The organism is Halorubrum salipaludis (genome assembly GCF_002286985.1).
Classification (GTDB): Archaea; Halobacteriota; Halobacteria; order Halobacteriales; family Haloferacaceae; genus Halorubrum; species Halorubrum salipaludis.
Map to the genome: position 1 here is coordinate 15,621 of NZ_NSKC01000011.1, position 23,482 is coordinate 39,102.

Annotated in this window: 22 protein-coding genes; 11 read left to right on the top strand and 11 right to left on the bottom strand. The window is 58.3% G+C overall.

Annotated elements, in window-relative coordinates; all coding sequences use genetic code 11:
• Window positions 1–60 precede the first annotated feature (60 nt).
• The 6 genes from CK500_RS14910 (at window position 61) to CK500_RS14935 (ending at window position 5,264) form a co-directional block, all read left to right on the top strand.
• Complete coding sequence (locus CK500_RS14910) at window positions 61–612, top strand: COX15/CtaA family protein (RefSeq protein WP_095638018.1); 552 nt, start codon at window positions 61–63, stop codon at window positions 610–612.
• The gene (locus CK500_RS14915; RefSeq protein WP_095638019.1) at window positions 609–1,349 is read left to right on the top strand and encodes a DsbA family protein; all 741 of its coding nucleotides are present in this window, start codon (window positions 609–611) and stop codon (window positions 1,347–1,349) included. The genes CK500_RS14910 and CK500_RS14915 overlap by 4 nt, the downstream gene beginning before the upstream one ends.
• Window positions 1,339–1,776 (top strand): disulfide bond formation protein B, encoded by a 438-nt coding sequence (locus CK500_RS14920; protein ID WP_095638020.1) that lies wholly within the window; start codon window positions 1,339–1,341, stop codon window positions 1,774–1,776. The genes CK500_RS14915 and CK500_RS14920 overlap by 11 nt, the downstream gene beginning before the upstream one ends.
• A 244-nt stretch (window positions 1,777–2,020) precedes the next feature.
• A complete protein-coding gene (locus CK500_RS14925) occupies window positions 2,021–2,593 on the top strand; it encodes a CPBP family intramembrane glutamic endopeptidase (protein ID WP_198951588.1) in 573 nt (190 codons plus the stop codon).
• Window positions 2,594–2,757: 164 nt separating this feature from the next.
• Entirely contained in the window at window positions 2,758–3,915 is a 1,158-nt protein-coding gene (locus CK500_RS14930; protein WP_095638022.1) for a multicopper oxidase domain-containing protein, read from the top strand.
• A 146-nt stretch (window positions 3,916–4,061) separates the two neighbouring features.
• Entirely contained in the window at window positions 4,062–5,264 is a 1,203-nt protein-coding gene (locus CK500_RS14935; protein WP_233139213.1) for a hypothetical protein, read from the top strand.
• A 145-nt stretch (window positions 5,265–5,409) separates the two neighbouring features.
• Here CK500_RS14935 and CK500_RS14940 read toward each other — a convergent pair whose 3' ends face one another.
• The 8 genes from CK500_RS14940 to CK500_RS14975 all read right to left on the bottom strand — a co-directional run bounded on the left by CK500_RS14940 (window position 5,410) and on the right by CK500_RS14975 (window position 14,685).
• Window positions 5,410–5,595: a DUF7333 family protein gene (locus CK500_RS14940; protein ID WP_095638023.1), complete on the bottom strand. Its 186-nt coding sequence runs from the start codon at window positions 5,593–5,595 to the stop codon at window positions 5,410–5,412.
• Window positions 5,596–5,760: 165 nt separating this feature from the next.
• Window positions 5,761–8,259 (bottom strand): heavy metal translocating P-type ATPase, encoded by a 2,499-nt coding sequence (locus CK500_RS14945; protein WP_095638024.1) that lies wholly within the window; start codon window positions 8,257–8,259, stop codon window positions 5,761–5,763.
• A 513-nt stretch (window positions 8,260–8,772) separates the two neighbouring features.
• Entirely contained in the window at window positions 8,773–10,359 is a 1,587-nt protein-coding gene (locus CK500_RS14950; protein WP_095638025.1) for a transposase, read from the bottom strand.
• A 404-nt stretch (window positions 10,360–10,763) separates the two neighbouring features.
• Window positions 10,764–13,046: a copper-translocating P-type ATPase gene (locus CK500_RS14955; RefSeq protein WP_095638026.1), complete on the bottom strand. Its 2,283-nt coding sequence runs from the start codon at window positions 13,044–13,046 to the stop codon at window positions 10,764–10,766.
• Window positions 13,047–13,178: 132 nt separating this feature from the next.
• Entirely contained in the window at window positions 13,179–13,376 is a 198-nt protein-coding gene (locus CK500_RS14960) for a heavy-metal-associated domain-containing protein (RefSeq protein WP_095638027.1), read from the bottom strand.
• A gap of 146 nt (window positions 13,377–13,522) precedes the next feature.
• Window positions 13,523–13,918 carry a hypothetical protein gene (locus tag CK500_RS14965; RefSeq protein WP_004594583.1) on the bottom strand — a complete coding sequence of 132 codons (396 nt, stop codon included), beginning with the start codon at window positions 13,916–13,918 and terminating at the stop codon, window positions 13,523–13,525.
• Between the two features lie 137 nt (window positions 13,919–14,055).
• A complete protein-coding gene (locus CK500_RS14970) occupies window positions 14,056–14,331 on the bottom strand; it encodes a DUF7521 family protein (protein WP_004515576.1) in 276 nt (91 codons plus the stop codon).
• Between the two features lie 3 nt (window positions 14,332–14,334).
• The gene (locus CK500_RS14975) at window positions 14,335–14,685 is read right to left on the bottom strand and encodes an ArsR/SmtB family transcription factor (RefSeq protein ID WP_095638028.1); all 351 of its coding nucleotides are present in this window, start codon (window positions 14,683–14,685) and stop codon (window positions 14,335–14,337) included.
• 114 nt (window positions 14,686–14,799) lie between these two features.
• Between CK500_RS14975 and CK500_RS14980 the strand changes: the two genes are divergently transcribed.
• Together CK500_RS14980 and CK500_RS14985 are read left to right on the top strand one after the other, a co-directional pair.
• Window positions 14,800–15,360 (top strand): DoxX family protein, encoded by a 561-nt coding sequence (locus CK500_RS14980; protein ID WP_095638029.1) that lies wholly within the window; start codon window positions 14,800–14,802, stop codon window positions 15,358–15,360.
• 30 nt (window positions 15,361–15,390) lie between these two features.
• A complete protein-coding gene (locus tag CK500_RS14985; RefSeq protein WP_049986209.1) occupies window positions 15,391–15,789 on the top strand; it encodes an SHOCT domain-containing protein in 399 nt (132 codons plus the stop codon).
• A gap of 11 nt (window positions 15,790–15,800) precedes the next feature.
• Here the strand turns inward: CK500_RS14985 and CK500_RS14990 are convergent, their stop codons facing one another.
• Entirely contained in the window at window positions 15,801–16,250 is a 450-nt protein-coding gene (locus CK500_RS14990; protein ID WP_095638030.1) for a universal stress protein, read from the bottom strand.
• A 184-nt stretch (window positions 16,251–16,434) separates the two neighbouring features.
• On the opposite strand from CK500_RS14990, the gene CK500_RS14995 reads away from it, so the two are divergent.
• The gene (locus CK500_RS14995) at window positions 16,435–16,935 is read left to right on the top strand and encodes a CBS domain-containing protein (protein WP_004594590.1); all 501 of its coding nucleotides are present in this window, start codon (window positions 16,435–16,437) and stop codon (window positions 16,933–16,935) included.
• Window positions 16,936–17,003: 68 nt separating this feature from the next.
• On the opposite strand, the gene acnA is transcribed toward CK500_RS14995, so the two are convergent.
• On the bottom strand, window positions 17,004–19,787 hold the full coding sequence (acnA, locus tag CK500_RS15000) for an aconitate hydratase AcnA (protein WP_095638031.1): 2,784 nt from the start codon (window positions 19,785–19,787) through the stop codon (window positions 17,004–17,006).
• 71 nt (window positions 19,788–19,858) lie between these two features.
• Entirely contained in the window at window positions 19,859–20,056 is a 198-nt protein-coding gene (locus CK500_RS15005; RefSeq protein WP_049938510.1) for a heavy-metal-associated domain-containing protein, read from the bottom strand.
• Window positions 20,057–20,190: 134 nt separating this feature from the next.
• Between CK500_RS15005 and CK500_RS15010 the strand changes: the two genes are divergently transcribed.
• Together CK500_RS15010 and CK500_RS15015 are read left to right on the top strand one after the other, a co-directional pair.
• On the top strand, window positions 20,191–20,781 hold the full coding sequence (locus CK500_RS15010; RefSeq protein ID WP_049986206.1) for an AsnC family transcriptional regulator: 591 nt from the start codon (window positions 20,191–20,193) through the stop codon (window positions 20,779–20,781).
• Between the two features lie 94 nt (window positions 20,782–20,875).
• Window positions 20,876–23,482, top strand: a complete 2,607-nt coding sequence (locus CK500_RS15015; protein WP_004594598.1) for a heavy metal translocating P-type ATPase — start codon at window positions 20,876–20,878, stop codon at window positions 23,480–23,482.

Below are 23,482 nucleotides of genomic sequence, written 5' to 3' on the forward strand. Positions count from 1 at the left end.
CCTTTTCATCATGCCTTTAACAGCCTTATCGTAATTGGGAGGCATCCCATCAATCGAGATATGGCCCAAAATTCAGCGAACTCAAACTACCTTCGAAAGACGATCTCAGAGGGTCCAGTTAAGTACGAGCACATCGCCGGCCTGACGCTGATTCTGACGTACATCGTAATGCTTCTCGGCGCCTATACGAGTGCAATCGGTGCCGGACTTTCTTGCCCCGACTGGCCGAGTTGCTACGGTACCTGGGTACCCTTCTTCCAACCTGATATCATCGCAAATTCACCGTACTCTGCCCTACAGATATTTGCCGAATGGGCCCACCGGGGACTTGCGATGACTGCTGGCTTCTTCATCGCGGGGACAGCAGTTGGTGCGTGGATTTTCTACCCAGACGATACGTTGGTCAAGTGGTCCGCAACGACGGCACTCATCTTGCTTCCAATTCAGGTCGTACTCGGAGGACTGACTGTCACAGAGGACCTCGAACCAATAATAGTCACGACTCACCTCGGAGTCGCTATTCTCATTCTTCTCAGCCTGCTCATGACCGTCCTTACGACCTACCTTCGTCACACACGAGTCGATAAATCCAAAATATGGGGAGAAGCATGACCGATAGCGAACGCATCTCGACTCTGCTCACATCATCTGGTGGAGGACATAGACTGCTTACAAGACGCCAGTTCCTCGCGACAAGTGGAGCATTGGCGCTCAGTGGATGTCTCGGTGGCGAAAATAATGAATCAACAAATACTGCTGTAGATGCGGTAGCTAACGCGCCGGACCCAGACGACCCCACATCATCCACGTACGCAAGAGCGGGAGCTGCCGACCGACCAACGGTGACCTACTATGGGAACTGGAAATGTCCGTACTGTGCGGACTTCAACACAGATTTTCTCGGCAATATAGTCACAGACTACGTCGAGCCCGGAGACATCAGCCTACAATTCCGTGCGTTGGCCTACATCGACGGTGAGCCATTCCTCGGCTCTGATTCCCCTCGTGCCGCTCAAGGTGGCCTCGGTGTCTGGAATGTAGCTCCTGAAACCTACTGGCGATACCACGAATACGTCTTCGCCAATCAACCACCGGAGGGTGAGGAGTGGGCAACCACTAACAAACTCATGTCATTCGCTGAGGAGGCTGGAGTAACGGAGACGGAACAGCTCCAGACAAAAATTCAGGAACAAGCCTACGAATCGCCGATTCGAGAGACGAGTCAGGCAGCAGCCGACGCCGGCGTTTCGGGAACTCCGGCCCTCGTAATCGATGGTGAGACGGTTAACCCGCTGAGTGACGAGCAACGAACCCGCACCCTCATTGAACAACTCGCAAATGGATCGTGATTGGATCCAGGTCGTATTGGGCAGTGCAGCCCTCATTGCCGGGATCGCAACAGCTGGAAGCCTCTGGTTTAGCCTTGGCCTCGGACTGATACCGTGTGACCTCTGTTGGTACCAACGAATATTGATGTACCCGCTCGTTGTCGTCCTCGGTGTCGCAACGTTTGAAGCTCGCCTTGCAGTCTGGCGGACTGTTATTCCGCTTTCAGTCACCGGTGGAGTGATCGCCGCTTATCACTCGATCCTGCAGGCGACGACAACCACCTGTTCGTTCGGTGGACCGTGTGCCACCGTCCAGTGGCAGGCACCGATACTTGGACTGACGATCCCGAACCTCTCACTTCTCGCATTCGTGCTCGTCACAGCCGTAGGACTCACCTGTTTGAGGATGACTCTGAGCCAGAACCAGACGAGACACCACAATCAATGACAAAAATCCATAATAAACTATTGCCACGGCTGAGTATCGACGCTCACCGTATAGCTTGTCCAGACCGCTCCAGTACCAATTCCATCAAATGACAGAGATAACGACACGGATTCAGTCTGTCGGGAGTGCAGTTGGGCTCACGTACGGCTCAACGGTTATTGGGTCGGTAATTGTCACCACCGTTGCCGCACTGCTGGGCGCATTCGGGGTCGATGTAACCGCTCGTCCATCGTTGCGCCTCGTAATGAGCACGATCTTGTTACAGGGGGTGACATTCGGAGGGCTCTCAATCCTCTATCTCAGATTCCGAAATCTCGACTTCGAATTCGTTTCGCTTTCGATTCCGGACAGGCGAGATGTTGCTGTAACCATCGGGGGGGTAGGAACACTCCTCGGATTACTCATTGTCTCATCACGCGTTATCTCCTCGCTCGGACTGGAATCAGCAGAAAACCAAGTAGTAACAGTTGGTCAGCAAAATCCGACAGCCTTTCTAATTCTCATTCCTCTATCGTTTCTGCTAGTCGGTCCGGGCGAAGAGCTGTTATACCGAGGACTGGTTCAGGGGACACTCCGAGAAACGCTACATCCAACCCGTGCAATCGTTCTTGCGAGCGCCCTCTTCGCATCGATCCATCTCTTCTCGTTGAGTGGAGAAGGGAAGCTCGTGTACGTCGGTATCGCATTCGTTCTAGCTCTGGTACTCGGTGCAACCTACGAGTACACCGATAACCTCGTTGTTCCGACTCTGATTCACGGTGCGTACAATGCGATTCAATTCACGAGCGCGTATCTGACGGCAACAGGTGGAATGTAACTGTTTGCTATCTGTGGGTCTCAGATCTCAGTTCTTTCGACAGCAAACCCTTAGTTTGCTTGTGAAACCCGTCCGATTGTTGTCGAACATATTCGCTTGCCTTCTCAAAAACAGGGATTCTGCAGTCCTCGTTTGTCGCGACAGCCCAATGTGTCGAATGAACCATGACGACACCTTTCGGTGCCCCCGGAACCGGACTGTCCCGGCGAGAATTTCTTGCTGCGACCGGCGTGACGGGCGTATCGGCGTTGGCGGGTTGTTCGTCGAAGACGATTAACGCGCCGACGGCGGCCACGAACACTCCGAACGAGGCACAGACATCTTCGTCAGATCTCCCCTACACCAGCCCTCCGACAGTCGTCAACGTCGACGAGCAGGGCGGGTCAGTGACGATGGGGACGCAGCCGGCGCGACACGCCGTCCACCCGCTCGATTCGATGGGCGGGCCGGTCGAGTTCCCCCGCGTCTGGGCGTGGCAGGCCGACGACCACGACCCGAGCGTCCCGGGTCCGATCCTCCGGACGACCGAGGGGAACGACATGGAGGTGACGCTCGACAACACGAACGGGCGCCGGCCGCACACGATCCACTTCCACGGCGTCACCAAGTCGTGGAAGAACGACGGCGTCCCGACGTCGACCGGGATCAAAGTCCCCGCGGGCGAGAAGCACACCTATGAGATTCCGGCGAACGTTCCGGGGACGCACCTGTATCACTGCCACCTCCAGACCCACCGCCACATCGATATGGGGATGTACGGGATCTTCCGGGTCGATCCCGAGGGCTACGAACCGGCGGACCGGGAGTACTTCATGACGATCAAAGACTGGGACTCGCGGATCCCGAAGAAGTGGGGCGGCGAGGGGAACTTCACGTACGACACGACCTCGCGGACGCCGGACGTCTTCACCGTCAACGGGAAGAGCGCGCCCCGGACGCTCCACCCCGAACAGGGGTCGCCGATCATCGTCGATCAAGGCGATTTGGTCCGCGTACACCTCGTCAACGGCGGGTACATGTCGCACCCGATGCACATCCACAACCATCGCTTCCAGCGCGTCGAAAAGGACGGCGGGGTCGTTCCGGAAGCCGCCAGACACGACATCGACGTCACGAACATCGCCCCCGCGGAACGGCACACGATCGAGTTCACGGCAGACGCGGACCCCGGGATCTACCTCATGCACTGCCACAAGGTCAACCACGTGATGAACGGGTCGTTCTACCCCGGCGGCATGCTTACCGGCGTGGTGTACCGCTCCGTCATGGACTCGGACATCTTCAGTCAGCTCATGGAGTACGCCGGCTACGAACCGAACTGACGCGATCTGACACGGACTTCTGAACCGTCCCGAAGAACTCTACAGGACGGTTCCACGCATATACAGACTCTGAGGGCAGTCACGAGGTCCGTCTCGGGGGGAACGAGAGAGACAGATAATTGTGTGTGAGTCACTAACCCCTCGCAATGACCCAGAAAGGCGGAAAAGGGGGCGCTGGTGCTGACAGACCGAAACCTCGACGAAGGTCGCTCCGCCTACTCGTCTTGGTTGCTGTCGGGATCAGTCTCCTTTCTCTGATCCCGACAGTTTCGGCCCACGGTGGCGCTGAATCGTCGGGACTCTCACAATCGCACGGGTTGGCGATCGCTGGTATCGGTGCTCTCGTAGTCGGTACGCTCATCCTCCTCAAGCGAAGGGGGCGGGTCTCGCCGAGAACCGCTCTATACGGAATTGCGGTCGGCATCGGTGTTGCTATCGCCGGCGCGATCATCTTCGAAGGCCTGGCCCCGGATCCGACGTATCAGGCGGACTCGATGCCGTTCCCGCGGTCGTGGTATCAGCCGCTCGCGATCGGAACCGGCCTGCTAGTTGTGGTCGCGAGTTTCGTCACCGGACTCGTGCGATGGACGACACGTCCCCGGTACATGGCTCTCGGCATGCTGCTCGGTGGCTGGATACTGTACCCGTATCTGCTGCCCGGATTCAGCGGCTACACCAACCCGATCGGGTACGGGATCGTCCTCGCGACACCACTACTCGTCGGCTACATCCTCTGGAACGACGTTGGCACGGCACTGTCGACGATCCTTCGGGATCCGGTGGCGCGTCGGTTCGGATTCAGCGTCGGAGCCATGGTGAGCCTCTTCTTTATGGCGACGACGGGATACCTATCCTTCTTTAGTGAGGAGGGCGCTCCGCAAGAGACGACCGTGGCGGTCCTGAACGTACTGTATCAGATCGTGCGATGGCCCACCCTCGAGGTCCTGCTCCCCGACGTTCCGTTTTTCATCGCTATCTCTCCCGGTGTAGTCATCGTGCTCGGACTCCTCGGCGTCCTCGTGGGGTTGAACGCGGCCGCCGTCGCTCACTCATGGCGTCTCGATCAGCAGGCGGGAGCGACACAGAGTACGGCCGGGACGGCGACGGTCGTCGGTGCGTGTACGTGTGGGTGTTGTGGCCCCCTCGTCTCCCAAGTCGCTGTCATCGCGGCCGGCCCGACGATCGCGGCACCAATATACTGGATCTTCGTCGATTCAGCGTCGCCGCTCAGTTCGATATTCCTGTTAGGGAGCATCGCACTGTTCACCGGAACGCTCGTGTATTCGATCGACTCCCCGACACCCGTCCGGCAGGACGCGTCTGAGCTCAGTGCGGGAGTCACCGAGTAAACATCCCGGCCACGTCGATCCTCGGTTGCTGGTCGCTCATCAAGTTTTGTTGAAACGAAGTGCGGACCACCGGACGTAGTAACCCGAATCAGGACGCTTCAGACGGACGGACGCTGTGAGCTTGGAACGATACCGGACAGGACCGCTACGGACTAGCGCGGAATTCGCCGTGTTTCATCCCGAGGAAGTACGCGACCACCGAGAACGCGATCATCGAGGGAAGAACCATCATAAAAACGGTCGAAGTTGCCATCACTGCGGTTAGCGCGACCGTTGCGAGAGTGACGATCGCGGCAAGCGGAACCACCGAACGTGTAAAGTCGAGCTCCATGGTCGTAGTAGTGTCTAGACAAGGATAGTCGTTAAGAAACAGAACCGGTGAGGTGCCGGGTTGCGACCTCGACAGTCAGATCGACGATGCGCGCACCGTGATAGCCACCCTCAATCCATGTCGGTGAGACGGCTCGGATCCGCGCTCGTTTGGAGGTCGTACCCCCTATCCGATTAGCTTCCGTCGAGTGTTTACCGCGATCAACCCACCACCGGCAATGACCGCGGCCGCTGCCGTCAGCGGATTGAAAAACCCGACGGCCAACGCCGCGAGCGCGATACCGTTGTAGGAGAACGCGAGGAGATTGTTCTGTTTCACGCGACGGCGAGCCGCTCCCGCGAGGTCGAAGGCGGTTTCGACGGAGCGGATGTCGTCGTCGACGATCGCAACATCGGCGGCGTCGGCGGCCAACGCCGTCCCGCCGCCCAGCGAGATGCCGAGGTCGGCGGCGGCGAGCGCCGGCGCGTCGTTGGTACCGTCACCGACCATCGCGACCTGCCCATCAGATTTGAGCCGCCGGATCGTCGCCGTCTTCCCCTCCGGCGGAACCGTCGCAAAGACGTGCGTCACGGCGTCGTGTCGCTTGAAGAAGTCTGTCGCCTCCTCGTCGTCGCCGGTCAGGACGACGATCTCCGTGCCTCGTTCCCCGAGCCGAGAGACGGTGTCGTCCCAGCCCTCTCGCGGCTCGTCCCCGACGACGATCAGTCCCTCTGCCGTCCCGTCGCGACCGACGACGACCGGAAGCTGTCCGAATCCCTGAGCGTCGGCGACCCGAGACCGGATGTCGTCGTTAACGGTCCACCCCTGTTCTGCGAATAGATCGAGGTTCCCGACGAGGTACGACGTGTCGCCGATCACGCCTTCGATACCCGACCGATGGTTCGTGAACTCGCGTATCTGACCGACGCCTTCCGTTCCGACCGCGTCATCTCCCGAGTCCGGCTGAGCCGCTGCGGCGTCGCCATCGTCACTCCCGGCGAACGCCGTCGTGATAGCGTTCGCGGCGGGGTGTGACGCCCGTTGTTCGAGTGCGGCGACGGCGTCGAGTAACTCGGGAGGCGCGTCCGCTTCGATCACCTCCATCTCTCCGGTTGTGAGTGTCCCCGTCTTATCGAAGACGACGATGTCGACATCGCGGAGCCGTTCGAAGACTGTTTCGTCGAAGATAATGATCCCGCGCCGGAGCGCACTGGTGAGGCTCTTCGCGACCGACAAGGGCGTCGCAAGTCCGAGGGCCCACGGCGAGCCGGCAAGGATGATCAACAGCGCGAGGAGGAGGGCATCTGGCAGGCCAATCCCGAATGCGAGTACACCGACGCTGCCAACCGCGACAGCGGCTCCGACGACGAGGAAGACGGCGTACGACGCGAGTTGGTCGGCGTGGCGTTGGACGCCGTGAGTCGCGCTCTGTAGGTCCCAGACGGCGGTCGTTATCCGGTCGATACTACTCGTTACGTCTGGGCCGACACGGACCAACGCTGCACCGTCCGTCACGATCGACCCCCCGATCACGTCGTCTCCGGCGCGTTTGAGCACCGGAAGCGATTCACCTGTCACGATCGCTTCGTCGACGGTACAGCTGTCTTCAACCAGTTCACCGTCTATTGGAACACGTTCGCCCTGTCGAACGAGCACGACATCCCCTGTATTGAGATTCTCCACGCGAACTTCCTCAGTCTCTCCGTCCGAGTCGTACGTTCGTGCACTCTCGACCTGTGATATGGTGAGCTCGGTGAGACGATCAAGTGCCCGCTGTTTGATTGACGATTCGTAGAATACCATCGCGGTAACCGCGGCCGTGACGATGATCGCGAGATCATAGAAAATGTCGTTTTGCCCGAGGATAACGGCAGCCGTACTGTACGCGTACGCGCTGATGGCGGTGAGTGCGACCAACAGATCGGTGTTCGGGCGTCGCATTTTGAGACTGATATACGCGCCACGCAACACTGGCAGACCGGTAAAGACGAGAATGATACCAGTCATCACGAAATACAGTCGGAGGAATACGAATGCCCCTTGACTGTCTAACCGAAATGCGCCCTCAAATATTTCGAGCACTTGCCAGTCGAAAATCGACGCGAGCTGCGCTGGATAGAGGATCGCAACGTATGGGACCAACAGAAACGCACCGAAGAGGAACCCAACGGAGTATCGCATCCCCAAGAGCTGGTCGTCTCGGCGCTTTCGAATCCCACCCATCTCCCGTGATCGACGTGTCGTGCCACCGGCCTCTCCCACGTCTGATGAGGCATCCTCACGGAGATACGCCGTGTACCCCAGAGTGCTCAACGCCTCGCGCAACGATTCCTTCGAAGCAGTGTCTGGATCGTGTTCAACTCGGATCGTCTCCGTGACGTAACTCGCCTCGGCACTGGTCACTCCCTCTTGTTTCTCGGCGAGAGATTCAAGATACGCCTCACACGTCGCGGAGTACATGCCGTCGATCCGAAGAAACGTCCGAGAACGATGCTGATCAGTAGGAACCGCGTCTTCCTCTTGGTCGATCCCGTTCTCAGTTGTCTGGGTGGTATCGAGGGAATCGGGAACTCCAAGCGTCGTGTACACATCTTGGCACCCACTTGAACAGAATGACCGCTCACTAACAGTCTCGAATGTGGAAGATTGAATCACACGACCACACAAGTCACAGTTGCCAGTCATATCTCAGTATCGGTGAGTCCGTCTGTCTGATATCAGATCGATATAAATAGAGATGATGGTACACCCTTTGTTTCCCAAAGTGGTCAAGTGGTAGAGTATCAATCGCTTATACCTCGGTACGCAGGTCGTGTTTATGTTGTTGTTGCTCTCTCCTACTCAGACACACTCTGTAGTAAATATCGTGTCGATCGATGATATCCACGCCTATGCAGTACATCCTGTCGATATTATACTATATGGGAGGACTCAAAAAGCATAAATAATAGTATGTTTTAATAACGAAACGAAGGCACGCATCAAATCTATCCTCCGAGATTGTGGGTCTCCACAGTTTCGGAGGATAGCCCAGTTTCAGATCGAATTAACATCACTTCGTGGTTCTTCTCACCGACCAGTCCTGATTTGGATCCTTACCGATCGCATCTACTGGGCGGACGTGCGAAATTGCGTAGATTCTGCCGCTCCTGATTAGGGTTGTCACTCCCAAACGGCGGACTCAGGGGGATCAGCCGGTTAGTCGTGTGGAATCAACGACGAGGCAACGAGCTCAACACACTCACCCGCAGTAATCACAGGTGCGTAGTCCATCTCACCTCCCACACTCGCTTTCAGCAGGAAGTCGGTGAGCCGCCAGATATTGTACAAGAGGACCGCGAAAACGAAGTAGAACAAACGAATGCGGTAGTCTTTCGAGGAGGTCTTCGCGAGAAAATCACCTTTGATCGATTTGTACTCACTCTCGATCTGCCACCGGCGGCTGTAGCGCTGACAGAATGTCTCGGCTTCCTCAGGACCGACTCGTAGATTCGTCGCGAAGACGGCCGTTCCCTCCCCACTCGTCGACGGCACGTACAGGAGCCGCATTGGATGCGATCCAGATTCTACATGGATAGAAGCCGACTCAACAGCCACCTCTTGGTCGTCTCCCTCCATTTGTTCGAGCACATCCCGTTCGGAGCTTGAGACTCGCTTCGGAATGAGGTAGTTCACATCGAGGTTTGAGAGTGTCTGGAACACTTGTATCGAGTCAAACTCTCGATCACACAGCACCGTCTCGATCGGAACTTGTTCTTTCGCTCGTCGAACGAGCCGTCGCACAGTACGATGGATCTGATTCGACGGGTTCTCATCCCACTCGGAACTCTCACGGACCGGCTCAACCGCCAGAACGAGCGGGATGTTCTGCCCGATGATCGAGAGGGTTGCGAATTTGAATGCTCGACCGTCTCTGTCCTTGGTCCCGCTGACCATCGGCATTCCTTCGACCTCTCCGTAATAGGGAATAGTCGTGATATCGATTGCAGCGGTGACCGGCCTTCGAAAGGATGCTTCCGAGGCGATCACGGAGAGCAATCGATCCGTTGTCTCGTTGAATCCGTTCACGAGTTCTTCGGGATCGAACTGCTTGACGGCGCGGAGGTGGGTATCACCATGGGGGCTGTACTCTTCGCCATGGCGATATTGGAAGCGAGTCGCTCCCTGCGCAGTTCCACAGTGGACCATCCCCATGAACGTCTGTAGCTCAAAGAATTGTGTGTCCTCGTACGAGGCGTTCGACGCCCGACCAGAGTCGAAGTGACCGAAGGCGTGATCACGCGCGAGGCGCGTTGTCTGGATGATCTCCTCCTGTGAGAAGGATTTGTCTTCTACTGGATCTGCGGCTTCTTGCTCATCGTCGACGATCTCTGCCTTAGGCCGCACCTCCGGCGCTGAGATGTCGCGATCGTGGACTTCCTTGATGACGTAGTGGGCGGCTGTGGTGACGAACTCCCGGGTCGCCTCGTCGAACCGGTTACGCCAGGTCCGCGAGAGCACCGATTCGTCGGGGATTTTCTCCAAGTCGAAGACAACTGCGAGTTCGGGATACTGGGCGAGCGAACGGTAGCTTTCGCCAGTGAGTTCGCGGTAGAGTAACAAGCGTACCATCCCCTCGAACGAGTGCGGTGCTGGATGCCACTCTGGGTAGCCGTCATTGAGCGAATCGAACGGCCCCTCCAGAGTTCGAAGAGCCGTGCAGAGGGACTGATCGGCTTTGAGTGCCTCTGTGAGTGTCAACCCGACAAGGTAGGCGTCGGTCAATCGGTGCTCCTGAGAAGTCATGTGAGCTATCCCATCAGCCAGTCACACAAGCGGCGCGATCCCATCCTCTTTGCGCAGGAACCGCTGCTGTTGAATCGGTCAGCACAAACAAGTACTCTGTAAGTCTCGCAGCTACGCTTCGTTCACTCATAGCTAACACCTTCATTGATGATGACTCAATCATCCTGCTCGACGTTGAGGGTGAGAAACTGGTCGGGAGATTCTGGAATCAACTATGCTGAGATAACTCGTGTGAGGACAACCAGCTTCTCAAGAAGAGGCGCGGCGTGAGTGGGAAAACTGGCATCTATAGCCCGTTAAATCGGTTTACAGAGTGCCATCTATCCAAACTGCACCGATTTTCTGATTCCGAATACCAACCGTATGCAATCGAAAAACCCCTCCTAAAGCGATCAGGCAGAGTTTCAGTCTGCAGTTTGGGTGCTAGTGGATGGTGTCACTCCTGGAAGCTCGGGGATGGATAGATCCACGCGGCGGAGGAGCTGGGCGTTGATCGCGACGATTACTGTACTCAACGACATCAGGAGCGCACCAACGGCGGGCGACAGCAGAATCCCGATCGGTGCCAACACGCCTGCTGCAAGCGGAATTGCGAAGACGTTGTAGCCGGCCGCCCAGACGATGTTCTCCTGCATCTTCCGGTAGCTCGCCTTACTGAGCTTCACCAGCCGAACGACGTCCATCGGGTTGTTCTGGACGAGGATGACGTCGGCCGACTGGACCGCAACATCGGTACCACTCCCGATTGCGATGCCGACATCGGCTCGCGTCAGCGCCGGCGCATCGTTTACACCGTCACCAACCATCCCCACGAGCTTCCCCTGGTCTTGGAGTTCCTGGACTTTCTCGTCTTTGTCTTCGGGGAGGACCTCGGCGAACACCGTGTCGATGCCCAGTTCGTCAGCGACAGCGTTGGCGACGTCCTGGGAGTCGCCAGTCAGCATCGCCACTTCGATTCCCAGATCGTGGAGGGCGTCGACGACGCGGAAACTCTCTTCACGGATTACGTCGGCCATCGCGAACGCGGCGATCAACTCACTGTCACGAACGAGATACACCACCGTTTGAGCGTTCTGTCCCGCCTCGTCAGCGAAGCGCTGGAGATGGGCGGGGATCTCGCTATCGAGCTGGGTCAACAGGTTCGGCCCACCGACGTACACCTCGTTTCCATCGACGTTTGCGCGAACCCCTCGCCCTTTGATCGCCTCGAAGGCGGTCGCGTCGGGAGTAGTTAGGTCTCGCTCGTCGGCGGCCTCGCGAATCGCTCGCGCGATCATGTGTTCGGAGTCACTCTCGACGGCTGCCGCCAGCCCGAGCGCGTCGTCCTCGTCGACGCCGTTGACGGTCGCCATATCCACGACGCCGTGTTCGCCCTCGGTAAGCGTCCCTGTCTTGTCGAAGATGATCGCGTCCAGATTCCGTGCGTCTTCCATCGCGATGCGGTCGCGAACGAGCATCCCGTTGCGAGCGGCGAGCGACGTGTTGATCGCGACGACCAGCGGAATGGCGAGCCCGAGGGCGTGCGGGCAGGCGATGACGAGCACCGTCACGACTCGCTCGATGACGGTCGCGTCGAACGAGACCGCGACGGTCCACGCAATCGCCGTCACGACTGCCGCCCCGAGCGCGACGTAGAACAGCCAGCCTGCCGCCCGGTCGGCCAGTACCTGCGTCTTGGACTTGCTCTGCTGGGCTTCCTCGACGAGACGCATGATGCCCGCCAGCGTCGTCTCCTCGCCCGTCGCGCCAACACGGACGCGGAGACTACCATCGCCGTTGATGGTGCCGCCGATGACCTCGTCGCCAGGCTCCTTCGAGACGGGCTTGGACTCGCCCGTGATCATCGACTCGTTGACGTCCGAATCACCTTCCTCGACGGTGCCGTCAGCAGGGACACTTGCGCCCGGCCGGACGAGCACGAGATCGCCTTCCGAGAGCTCCCTGACGGGAACCTCCTCGGTTTCTCCGTCGTCGGTAATACGCTCGGCGGTGTCTGGCATCAGTTTCGCCAGTTCGTCGACCGCGCTGGAGGCCCGCCGGACCGACCGCATCTCGATCCAGTGGCCCAGCAGCATGATGTCGATCAGCGTGACGAGTTCCCAGAAAAACGCAGACTGCGTCGGGAAGACCACGCTCGCGAGACTGTAGACGAACGCGACGGTGATCGCCATCGAGATCAACGTCATCATCCCCGGCGACCGGTCTTTCAGCTCCGGCACCGCCATCTGGAGGAACGGCATCCCACCGTACGCGAAGACGATGACCGCGAAGACGGGGTTGATCCACTCGCTGCCCGGGAACGCGGGGACGGAGAACCCGAGCCACTCCTGCAGCATTTCGCTGTATAGCAGGACTGGGATCGACAGGAGCGTCGAGACGAAGAAGCGCCGGCGGAACATCTGCTCGTGGCCCTCGTGCATCCCGCCATGCCCCTCACCGTGGCCCTCATGGGAACCGTGGTCGTGTCCTTCGCCCTCGTGTCCAGCGTGCTCGTGCTGCTCGTCGAGCACCGTCTCACTCTCCGCAGCAGGGTGTGCCTCTTCTTCCAGTAGCTCCTGTTCTACCCGCTGCTCGTCCGACTCGGCGTCCGATTCATCCTGCTCGCCGTGTTCGTGCTGGTGACTGCTGTCGTCCTGCTGGTGTTCCCCTCCAGGGGGATTCTCATTTGTATCTTTGTGGTCGTCCATAGCCCATATTCTCTGTAGAGGTGGATCCGCTGGCCCCCTGAATCTTCCCCACTGAAACTGTACAGCAGGACCAGCGTAGCGAAGCTTCAAAGACAACGGTTGGCCGTTGTCTCGGAGTGGTCCGCGCGATTCTCAGGCGTAAGCGGTGTACCCGGCGTCTTCGACGGCCTCCACGAGAGCTGTGACATTTGCCTCACCATCGACGCTCGCCTGTTCGCTCTCCCTGTTGACGGTCACGTCAGTCACGCCGGATACCTCTTCGAGGGCCTCTTCGACCGTCTGCTCACAGTGACCGCACGTCATGCCTTCCACGATGATCGTCGTCGTCATACAGGGATACACACGGCCTCCTCTCTTTAGCGGATTTCCCCTTCGATCATACTGATATCGTGGGGCTCAAACTTTAGATTCAAAGTGATACCTGCGGCCGTAACGAACTAGACATCGGATGCGCCAGGTGTCAATAGCGAGAAGGCTCAAGTATCGTTGTGACGCTCCCTGTACGTCTTCGCCGCTAAAAAGACATAGAGTGCGCCGATAGCCCGAATGCCCAAGCGGAATCGCTCGTTCCATTCTATCGACTCTGGACGCTCGTACAGGAACGCGGTGGCAAATCTCTGATACAGGTCGGGAAATAAGAGGACTATCGCGCCGAACACGCCGGTAAGATTCATCAGCAACGCGTATGCTCGCCCGTTAAAGAGTGAAAGCGCAGCTATCAGAACACCCTCCGACCGGACTGCTGGACGTATCCACCCTCTCACTGTTCCCTCGTCTGGATTCGAAATCGCGAGTTTCTCGAAGAGCTCGACGATTTCGTCCGGGAACAGCGCTGAGATAGCGCCGAGGACACCGACGAGTGTTCGAATCATACGATATGGTACGACCGATATGGATATAACTCCCACTGCGACGCTACACTATCGAGAACGAGGGGAGTCCGAACAGTAGCGGCTTCGAACCGGGCACGACGCGCAGAGGCCGCTTGTCGAATGGGCGTCCTGAATCCTTATGGATTCGGGGCATACAGGGCGTAGAGGATAGACAGCATCCCGGCTGCGGTGACGAGTGCTGCGACGAATCCTGCTTCGAAGATCGACACCTGGAGGAGTTCGAAGAGGACGCCTTCAAGGAGGCCGCCAAGCCCGACCAATGCGAAGCCGGCGGCGACGTACAGGAGTAACTGCGTGTGATGTCGTTGGTACCCGCGATAGGCCTGATATGCGATGACCAGTGCTAACGCGGTCGTGAACAGTTTGCCGATGACGAATAGCGTGTGTTCCATAAGTCAGTCTCCCCGCATCTCCTCGAAGATGGTCGTAATCCGGTCGGCGGGGTCCGCCCGGACATCGATCTGGACATCGAAGCCCTCTGCCTGGAGGAGGACTTCAATACGTTCGAGACGAGCCTCGTACTCGCTGTAGTGCCGTCCTCCGGGGTCGACGTGCGTATACTCTTCGAGGAGGCCCTGCTCGACGAGGCGGGTGACACGGCGCGAGACGGTCGGGCGTGACATGTCACATTCATCGCTGAGTTCCTTCGCAGACAGTCGGTCGGTCTTCGTCGCCACGAGGATGTCGCGAGCGTACTCGTCGTCGAGTGTAGCGAAGATTTCCGACGGGTCGGACTCCTCGGTCACACGTCTCTACTCGCGACAGGAGCGTAATATAGCCCGCCGATTTTCTGACTCAGAACGCCGGCTCGCCGTTATATCGTCTCTGCCTCCGTACTGATAGTTGAAGGTGCAATAACTATGTCCACACTCGACTCCGGCATGAATCAGCTCGAGAGCAGAGTCGGCGGTCTGACCGTCGGCGGGAAAGTTCACAGTCTCAGTGCGTGGTTCGTGCTCGCGCTCCGTCTCATGATGGGCTACGCGTTCGCGTACTCTGGGTTCACGAAGATCACCGGCGAGTTCGGCGCTGGCGGCTACCTGTCGAACGTCGCGGCGACGAACGGGAATCCGCTCGCGGGCCTGTTCGCGTGGATGGGTAGTACGCCGTGGTTCGTCGAGTTCGCGAACATCGCCGTCCCGTGGGGCGAGCTGTTCATCGGCCTCGGCCTGCTCGTCGGCGCGTTCGTTCGCCTCGCGGCGTTCTTCGGCGCGCTCATGATGCTCATGTTCTACTTCGGCAACTGGGACATGGGCCACGGGTTCATCAACGGGGACTTCGCGTACATGCTCGTGTTCCTCGCGGTCGCCGCGTTCGCTGCGGGCCGCATCCTGGGTCTCGACCAGTACATCGAACAGTACGAGATCGGCGGCGAAGCGCTCGTCGAGCGCTACCCCGCCCTCGAATACATCCTCGGCTAACCACGCCGAACTCTCTTCAGGAGTACAATAATGCAAAATCCAATTCAAGCACGCGGGATTCGTTCTCTGGGACTCATCGTCATCGGAGCACTGACGCTAGCCGTCATCATTGGAATGACTCTGACGCACGCTGCTGTTCCAGATACAGTGATGTGGGACTGGCATGACGGGATGTGGAATGATGGTCACATGGCCGGGTGGGGAATATGGAGCTGGGGGATGATGTTGATCGGTTTGCTGTGGATGGCACTTCTGATCGCCCTTCCCGTCTACATCGTCTACTGGCTGACAACGCGGTCGCCATCGGACGGCCCCACCGAGGATAGCGCACTCGCTGTCCTCCAGGAACGGTACGCTCGCGGCGAAATCGACGACGAGGAGTTCGAACGCCGGCGCGCCCGACTCACGCCTGACGGCGGCCGTTACTGACTGTTCTTCCCCTATTCGTCGACTTCCGTCTTCACGACGGTCGCTGGGCGGGTCGTCAATCGAAGGACGCGGTCGGTCACGCTTCCGAGCAAGGCCCGGTATTCTTCCGGCCGGTGTTTCGTTCCAAGTACAAGTAGATCCATATCTTCGACATCAGCATACCGTACAATCGTCTCAGCCGGTCGGCCGTGCTCAATTGCTTTGACAACATTGACACCGACCTCCTTCGCTTTATATTGGATGTCTGCGATTGTTTCCGTTCCAAGTTCTTCGAGGCCATGTTCTGGGCCCTCGGCTTCATCAACGTACTCGTCACCGCTGTATGCTGTTACGACGTCCTCATCGACTACATACAGAACATGAAGATCGGCATTATGGGCCTCTGCTAGCGCGATAGCATGGGATTCAGCTTCCTCAGAAGCAACTGTCCCGTCAGTCGAGAGCAAAACCGTATCGTACATTTCTCTTTACTTATTGAGACTAGATTATAAAAGCCAGCGCTCTTGGATAGTGGCGTAGCTGGTAACACTTTTTGTAACTTCACAAAGTTTGGAGATTGTCGTCTCTCAGGGTTGAAGAGTGGAGGATTTCTATGACGACCAGCTGATGCTAAGCTATTTCCTGTTATGAGTCGTACTGATTAGCATGGGTACCAGACCAACTGACCTCCGGATGGACATTGGTCGTATTGCTGATGAGTCGGTCGCCCGTGTCACGCCTGACGCCACGGTTGCCGAGATCGCTCACACGATGATCTCCCAATCGCGGTGTGCCAGGTACGTGGTCGTCGAAGAATCCGATCAGATCTCTGGTATCATCACCGACCGAGACCTGATTGCTAACCTGCTCACCGAGGAAAGCGAGTTAAGTGTGCTCACAGCCGAGACGAGTGGAGACGACGTACGAGCTGCTGACGTGATGACGCGTGACCCACTTACTGTGCCAGCAGATGCTGAGATTCCAAAAGTCCTGAGACAAATGAACGAAGCGGGTGCTCGACACGTCCCGGTTGTTGAAGACGGGAGCGTTATCGGGATGATCACTCTGGACGATTTAATTACGCATGTTGCTGGTGAGAGCGCACACGTTTCAGCTCAGATGGATAACGTAGCGGGCATCATCCGAACAGAGTCTACGCACGATTGAAACGCTAATTTGGACTCAAAGTTTTTCGTGTTGCTTGTGCTTCCAGAAATAGAGTCAGTTGAGAGAGATTATCGCATGAGGAGCCGTCTAAGGACGTAGTGGAGGATGCCGCCGTGTTCGATATAGGTCACGGCGGCCGGCGTGCCGACCTGTGCTGTGACCGGGAACTCGACAGTCGACCCGTCCGCGCGCTCGGCGATAACGGTCAGTTCGTCCATCACATCGAGCCCGTCATCGAGGCCGTGGATCGTGAAGATCTCAGACCCATCCAGACCGAGAGATTCCCACGAGTCGCCATCATCGAACTGCAGGGGGAGCACACCCATGCCGACGAGGTTGTCGCGGTAGATGCGCTCGTAACTCTCGGCGATGGTTGCGCGAACACCGAGTAGGTCCGTTCCTTTCGCCGCCCAGTCCCGGCTGGAGCCGGTACCGAACTCTTCGCCTGCCATCACGACGAGCGGGACTCCCTCCTCGCGGTAGCGCTGGCTGGCTTCGAACACGGTCGTCTGCTCGTCGGTTGGGTGGTGGATCGTATAGCCACCCTCGACATCGTCGAGCATCTCGTTCTCGATGCGGACATTGGCGAACGTTCCCCGCATCATCACCTCGTGGTTGCCCCGGCGCGCGCCGTAGGTGTTGAACTCGTGCGGCTCAACGCCGTTATCGAGCAGCCACTGGCCGGCAGGGAGGTCAGATCCGAAGGGGCCAGCAGGGCTGATGTGGTCGGTCGTAACGGTATCGCCGAGTGTCAGCAGGCAGCGTGCATCCTCAATATCGGCGACGCCGGGTTTTTCGAGGGGGAAGTCCTGGAAGAACGGCGGCTCTCGGATGTATGTCGAGTTGTCGTCCCACTCGTAGACGTCACCTGTGGGCGCGTCGAGAGCAGCCCACCGCTCGTCACCCTCGAACACAGAGGCATACTTCTCCTCGAACATCTCAGGAGAGACGTTCTCGTGGATTGCTGCCTGCACGTCCGCTGCGTCGGGCCAGATGTCCGCCAGATACACCGATCCCCCCTCCTCGTCGGTGCCTAGCGGCTCGTTCTCGAGGTCGACGTCCATCCGCCCTGCGAGGCCGTAGGCGACGACGAGCGGCGGGCTCGCGAGGTAGTTCGCGCGGATCTTCGGGTGAATACGCGCCTCGAAGTTCCGATTTCCGGAGAGGACGCTCGTCGTCCAGAGGTCGTGGTCGTCGATCGCTTGCTCGATGGGATCGGGAAGTGGTCCGGCGTTCCCGATACAAGTGGTACAGCCGTAGCCGACGACCGCGTACCCGAGCTCTTCGAGATACGGAAGCAGGCCCGATTCCTCGAGGTACTGCGTGACGACGCGACTGCCGGGTGCGAGACTCGTCTTGACGTACGGCGGGACATCTAAACCTTTCTCGACGGCGTTCTGGGCAAGCAGACCAGCAGCGATCATCACCGACGGGTTCGAAGTGTTCGTACAGCTCGTGATGGCGCTGACGAGGACGTCTCCGTGTCCAATTTCCACTGTCTCACCGTCGAGGTCGACCTCAACGCGTTTGGTTAACGGGTGCAGTTCCGATTCGGGTTCGACCTGAACACCGCCGTCGGTCTCCGCACCAGCTGCATCACCTTCGCCGAGCCACCGCTGTAGGGCGTCTTCGTCGACATCATCGAGGTCGTCTTCGAACTCCCCGTGGAGAAGTCCCCGGAAGCTCTGTTTCACGTCCCCCATCGGAATCCGGTCCTGTGGCCGCTTATGTCCGGCGAGACTCGGCTCAACAGTCGAAAGATCGAACTCGACCACCTCGGTGTATTCCGGTTCCTGTTCTCCGAATAGCCCTTGCGCTTCGAGGTACTCGCGAACAAGGTCGATGTGGGCGGGGTCACGCCCGGTGAGTTCGAGATACTCGAGCGTCTGCTCGTCGACCGGGAACATACTGATCGTCGAGCCCTGTTCGGGCGCCATATTGGCGATCGTGGCCCGGTCGGGGACTGTGAGATTCTCCACACCAGGACCGAAGAATTCGACGAACCGGTCGACGACGCCGACCTCGCGGAGCCGTTCGGTGATGTGGAGCACGAGATCCGTCGCCGTCGCGCCCTCGGGTAATTCGCCTTCGAGGCGGACGCCGACGACCTCGGGAAGTTTCATCGTGACCGGCTGACCGAGCATTGCCGCTTCCGCTTCAATGCCGCCGACGCCCCAGCCGACCACACCGATGCCACCGATCATTGGGGTGTGGCTGTCCGTGCCGACGAGTGTGTCCGGCAGGAGCCATTTCTCACCGTCTCGCTCGCGGGCGTGGACGACCCGGCCCAGATGCTCGAGATTCACCTGGTGGACGATGCCGGTCCCCGGCGGGACGACGTTGAAGTTCTCGAAGGCGTTCTGCGCCCACTTGATCGCGCGATACCGTTCGGCGTTGCGCTCGTACTCCAGTTCGACGTTCTTCTCGTAGGCGTCCTCGGAGTCGAAGTAGTCGACTTGGACGCTGTGGTCGATTACGAGATCAATAGGGATCTCTGGTTCGACCAGGGTCGGGTCCCGATCTTTGCGGTCGACTTCGGATCGAAGGGCCGCCAGGTCGACAACTGCGGGCACGCCAGTGAGATCCTGTAGGACGACTCGTGATGGAGAGAACGGAACCTCTGCGTCCGGTACGTCTGGCTTCCAGCCAGCAGCATTCTTGACATCCGCTGCAGTAACAGTTTCGCCGTCGGCGTTCCGGAGCACCGACTCAAGCAGAATACGGATGCTCACAGGGAGCGTGTCGAGGTCACAGAGCCCCTGCTCTTCGAGTGCTCGAAGATCGGCCATCTTGTACGTCGTCCCGTCGACGTCGAGCTCGCGGACGGCATCGAACGGAAGTGTATCAGTCATAGTATCTACACCTGGGATTGGCAGTCGTATCAATCCCTCTCCGAATCCGATTCGACGAGAATCGGGATTTGTTACGCAGAGGCATCGTATCCAGCGTCTTCGACCACAGTCACAAGCTCATCCCGTTCAGCGGACCCCTCGACCGTCGCGGATTCTGAGTCACGATCCGCAGTAGCAGACGTAACCCCCTCAACTTCTTCGAGTGCCTCTTCGACGGTCTGCTCGCAATGTTCACAGGTCATTCCTTCGACGGTGATTGTCTGAGTCATATCCATTCGTAGATAGGGGCGAGTATTCTATGTGGTTTTCTGCTTAGAATCCAATGTTGTCGCAGCCCTGGATCACCGATTTCGAAGGTGTGTTGTGGGCAACAATAATGTATCCTGCGAGACGAAGCGGTCGTATGCGCAATTTGGATGAAACCGACTTAGAAATCCTCTCGTTACTCGCTGATGACGCCCGCCGCCCGTTCAGCGATATTGGCGAGGAGGTCGACTTGTCGGGGCCAGCCGTGTCTGACCGGGTAAAGCGATTACAGGAAGCTGGCATCATTAACAACTTCACGATTGACGTCAACCGGGCTCATCTCCGAGCTGGTGTACCGGTATTTATTCAGGCCGAAATCGGCTCAGCGTCGTTGGAGGCCGCCCGCGAGCGGGCTCGAGAGTCAGATGGCGTTGAACACGTCTTCACGACCTCCGAAGGAGATCTTTGGTTCTATGCCCGTGTTGAAGCCCAGAACGTACGTCAGTGGGTAGATGGACTCTTTAACGAGATCGATGTAGCAGATTACACCGTCACGCTAATTGACGAGCTTGAATGGACGCCGTCCGTTGATGGCGTCGAATTTGCACTCACCTGTGCTGAATGTAACAATACCGTTGATAATCAAGGTGAAACGACGAGAATCGACGGAGAGATCTATCACTTCTGTTGTCCGTCCTGTCTCACACGGTTCGACGATCGGTATCAGCGACTCGAAGAGGGAGCGTAACGCTGTCTTTGGAATCCAAATTTTCCTGCAGTCGAAACCCCGCCTCTCGAAGCAGTAAATCGCCTAAACCTAGACCCCGTATAGTAGAACAAGCATGACAAGCCAAACAATCCATCTTGATATCACGGGAATGTCCTGCGCCAACTGTTCGGCGACGATCCAGGACACTCTCGAATCGCTCGACGGGGTATCGGAGGCGGATGCGAACTTCGCCACCGACGAGGGTTCCGTCACCTACGACCCTGAAGAGGTATCGCTCAAAGAAATCTACGACGCGATCGACGAGGCCGGGTACGGCGCAGTCTCTGAGACGGTAACGATTGCCATCTCCGATATGACCTGTGCCAACTGCGCCGAGACCAACCAAACCGCTCTTGAAAATATTCCGGGCGTCGTTAATGCGGAGGTCAATTACGCAACCGACGAAGCACAGGTCACCTACAATCCTGCGGAAGTATCTATTGGTGCGCTGTACGATGCTATCGAGGAGGCTGGCTACTCGCCCGTCCGCGAAGATGGTGCCGACGAAGAGTCGGGCCAGGACGCACGAGATGCCGCCCGTCAAGCCGAAACTCGGAAGCAACTCAGGTTGACCCTCTTTGGGGCAGTGTTATCGGCACCGTTGCTCTTCTTCCTCATCGACAATTATCTGCTCGGTGGCGCGATCGTCCCTGAAGCCGTCTTCGGTGTGGAACTTGGCTGGGTTGAGTTCCTCCTCGCCACGCCGGTACAGGCGATCCTCGGCTGGCCGTTCTATAAGAACTCGTACAAGGCGATCGTGAAGAACGGCCGCGCCAATATGGACGTGCTGATTGCGATCGGTTCAACAACGGCCTATCTATACTCTGTGGCAGTCCTTGCTGAACTCATTGCAGGTGGACTTTATTTCGACACGGCAGCCCTCATCCTCGTGTTCATCACGTTGGGTAACTATCTCGAAGCTCGGTCGAAGGGCCAAGCGGGTGAGGCCCTCCGAAAGCTCCTCGAAATGGAAGCCGAAACGGCGACCATTGTCCGCGAGGACGGCAGTGAAGAAGAAGTTCCGCTTGAAGAGGTCACAACTGGTGACCGGATGAAAATTCGTCCAGGTGAGAAGATTCCCACAGACGGTGTCGTTGTCGACGGTCAGTCTGCCGTCGACGAGTCAATGGTCACTGGCGAATCTGTGCCTGTCGAGAAAGAGGAGGGCGATGAGGTCGTCGGCTCGACGATTAACGAGAACGGCGTCCTTGTCGTGGAGGCGACGAAGGTTGGAGAAGACACGGCCCTCCAACAGATCGTCCAGACAGTCAAGGAGGCCCAGTCGCGCCAGCCCGACATCCAGAATCTCGCCGACCGCATCTCCGCGTACTTCGTGCCTGCGGTCATCGCGAACGCCCTTCTCTGGGGTGTCGTCTGGTTCCTGTTCCCCGAGGCTCTCGCTGGCTTCGTCGACTGGCTCCCGCTGTGGGGTCAGGTTGCTGGCGGCCCGGCCCCGGTCGGTGGGACCGTTTCAGTCTTCGAGTTCGCGATAATTGTCTTCGCGTCCTCGATCCTCATCGCCTGTCCCTGTGCGCTGGGGCTGGCGACGCCCGCAGCGACGATGGTCGGGACGACGATTGGTGCCCAGAACGGCGTCCTGTTCAAGGGCGGTGACATCCTCGAACGAGCGAAAGACGTCGATACAGTCGTCTTCGACAAGACGGGCACACTCACCGAAGGGGAAATGGAACTCACCGACGTGGTCGTCTTTGATAGCGATGGAAATGTGGTGACTGACGGTGGCGAGCCGACCCCAGATGGTGGACAGCTCAGCACCCGTGAGCGCCTCTCAGAGGATGATGTGCTTCGACTGGCGGCGATAGCTGAAAGCGGCAGCGAACACCCGCTCGCCCGTGCAATCGTCGAAGGGGCCGAAGAACGCGGCCTGGACGTGACTGAGCCTGACGACTTCGAGAACGTTCCGGGCCACGGGATCAAAGCAGTCATTGGTGACAGCGAGGTGCTGGTCGGCAACCGCAAGCTGCTGCGGGACAACGGGATCGACCCCTCTCCCGCTGAGGAGACGATGGAACGCCTCGAGAACGAGGGGAAGACGGCGATGCTGGTCGCCTACGAGGGGGAGCTCGTGGGTGTGGTCGCCGACGCCGACACAGTGAAGGAAAGCTCCAAGCAGGCTGTCACAGCACTCCAGGAGCGGGGAGTTGACGTGATGATGATTACGGGCGACAACGAGCGAACTGCCCGTGCGGTCGCTAAACAGGTGGGTATCGACCCGAAGAACGTCCGCGCAGGAGTCCTTCCTGAGGACAAGTCCAACGCGGTCGACAGTATTCAAGACGAGGGCCGGCAGGCGATGATGGTCGGTGACGGCGTCAACGACGCTCCGGCACTCGCGGTCGCACACGTCGGGACAGCAATCGGCTCCGGCACCGACGTCGCCATCGAAGCTGCAGACGTCACGCTGATGCGAGACGACCCGCTCGACGTGGTAAAGGCGATCCGAATCTCAGACGCGACACTCCAGAAGATCAAACAGAACCTCGTGTGGGCGCTCGGTTACAACACGGCGATGATTCCGTTAGCGTCGCTCGGCCTCCTCCAGCCCGTGCTCGCTGCAGCAGCAATGGCGTTCTCGTCGGTGTCGGTGCTGACGAACAGTCTCCTGTTCCGGCGGTACACCCCCGATCACGACTACAAGCTCTTCGGATTTCTTCGCTAA

Excerpts from the sequence above, each read along its gene's own strand:
- CK500_RS15010 (WP_049986206.1), top strand. The coding sequence starts at position 20,191 with ATGCGCAATTTGGATGAAACCGACTTAGAAATCCTCTCGTTACTCGCT.
- CK500_RS14985 (WP_049986209.1), top strand. The coding sequence starts at position 15,391 with ATGCAAAATCCAATTCAAGCACGCGGGATTCGTTCTCTGGGACTCATC.
- CK500_RS14950 (WP_095638025.1), bottom strand. The coding sequence starts at position 10,359 with ATGACTTCTCAGGAGCACCGATTGACCGACGCCTACCTTGTCGGGTTG.
- CK500_RS14995 (WP_004594590.1), top strand. The coding sequence starts at position 16,435 with ATGGGTACCAGACCAACTGACCTCCGGATGGACATTGGTCGTATTGCT.
- CK500_RS14935 (WP_233139213.1), top strand. The coding sequence starts at position 4,062 with ATGACCCAGAAAGGCGGAAAAGGGGGCGCTGGTGCTGACAGACCGAAA.
- acnA (WP_095638031.1), bottom strand. The coding sequence starts at position 19,787 with ATGACTGATACACTTCCGTTCGATGCCGTCCGCGAGCTCGACGTCGAC.
- CK500_RS14915 (WP_095638019.1), top strand. The coding sequence starts at position 609 with ATGACCGATAGCGAACGCATCTCGACTCTGCTCACATCATCTGGTGGA.
- CK500_RS14925 (WP_198951588.1), top strand. The coding sequence starts at position 2,021 with ATGAGCACGATCTTGTTACAGGGGGTGACATTCGGAGGGCTCTCAATC.
- CK500_RS14945 (WP_095638024.1), bottom strand. The coding sequence starts at position 8,259 with ATGACTGGCAACTGTGACTTGTGTGGTCGTGTGATTCAATCTTCCACA.
- CK500_RS14965 (WP_004594583.1), bottom strand. The coding sequence starts at position 13,918 with ATGATTCGAACACTCGTCGGTGTCCTCGGCGCTATCTCAGCGCTGTTC.
- CK500_RS14960 (WP_095638027.1), bottom strand. The coding sequence starts at position 13,376 with ATGACGACGACGATCATCGTGGAAGGCATGACGTGCGGTCACTGTGAG.
- CK500_RS14910 (WP_095638018.1), top strand. The coding sequence starts at position 61 with ATGGCCCAAAATTCAGCGAACTCAAACTACCTTCGAAAGACGATCTCA.
- CK500_RS14990 (WP_095638030.1), bottom strand. The coding sequence starts at position 16,250 with ATGTACGATACGGTTTTGCTCTCGACTGACGGGACAGTTGCTTCTGAG.
- CK500_RS14970 (WP_004515576.1), bottom strand. The coding sequence starts at position 14,331 with ATGGAACACACGCTATTCGTCATCGGCAAACTGTTCACGACCGCGTTA.
- CK500_RS15015 (WP_004594598.1), top strand. The coding sequence starts at position 20,876 with ATGACAAGCCAAACAATCCATCTTGATATCACGGGAATGTCCTGCGCC.
- CK500_RS14940 (WP_095638023.1), bottom strand. The coding sequence starts at position 5,595 with ATGGAGCTCGACTTTACACGTTCGGTGGTTCCGCTTGCCGCGATCGTC.
- CK500_RS14930 (WP_095638022.1), top strand. The coding sequence starts at position 2,758 with ATGACGACACCTTTCGGTGCCCCCGGAACCGGACTGTCCCGGCGAGAA.
- CK500_RS15005 (WP_049938510.1), bottom strand. The coding sequence starts at position 20,056 with ATGACTCAGACAATCACCGTCGAAGGAATGACCTGTGAACATTGCGAG.
- CK500_RS14920 (WP_095638020.1), top strand. The coding sequence starts at position 1,339 with ATGGATCGTGATTGGATCCAGGTCGTATTGGGCAGTGCAGCCCTCATT.
- CK500_RS14980 (WP_095638029.1), top strand. The coding sequence starts at position 14,800 with ATGTCCACACTCGACTCCGGCATGAATCAGCTCGAGAGCAGAGTCGGC.
- CK500_RS14955 (WP_095638026.1), bottom strand. The coding sequence starts at position 13,046 with ATGGACGACCACAAAGATACAAATGAGAATCCCCCTGGAGGGGAACAC.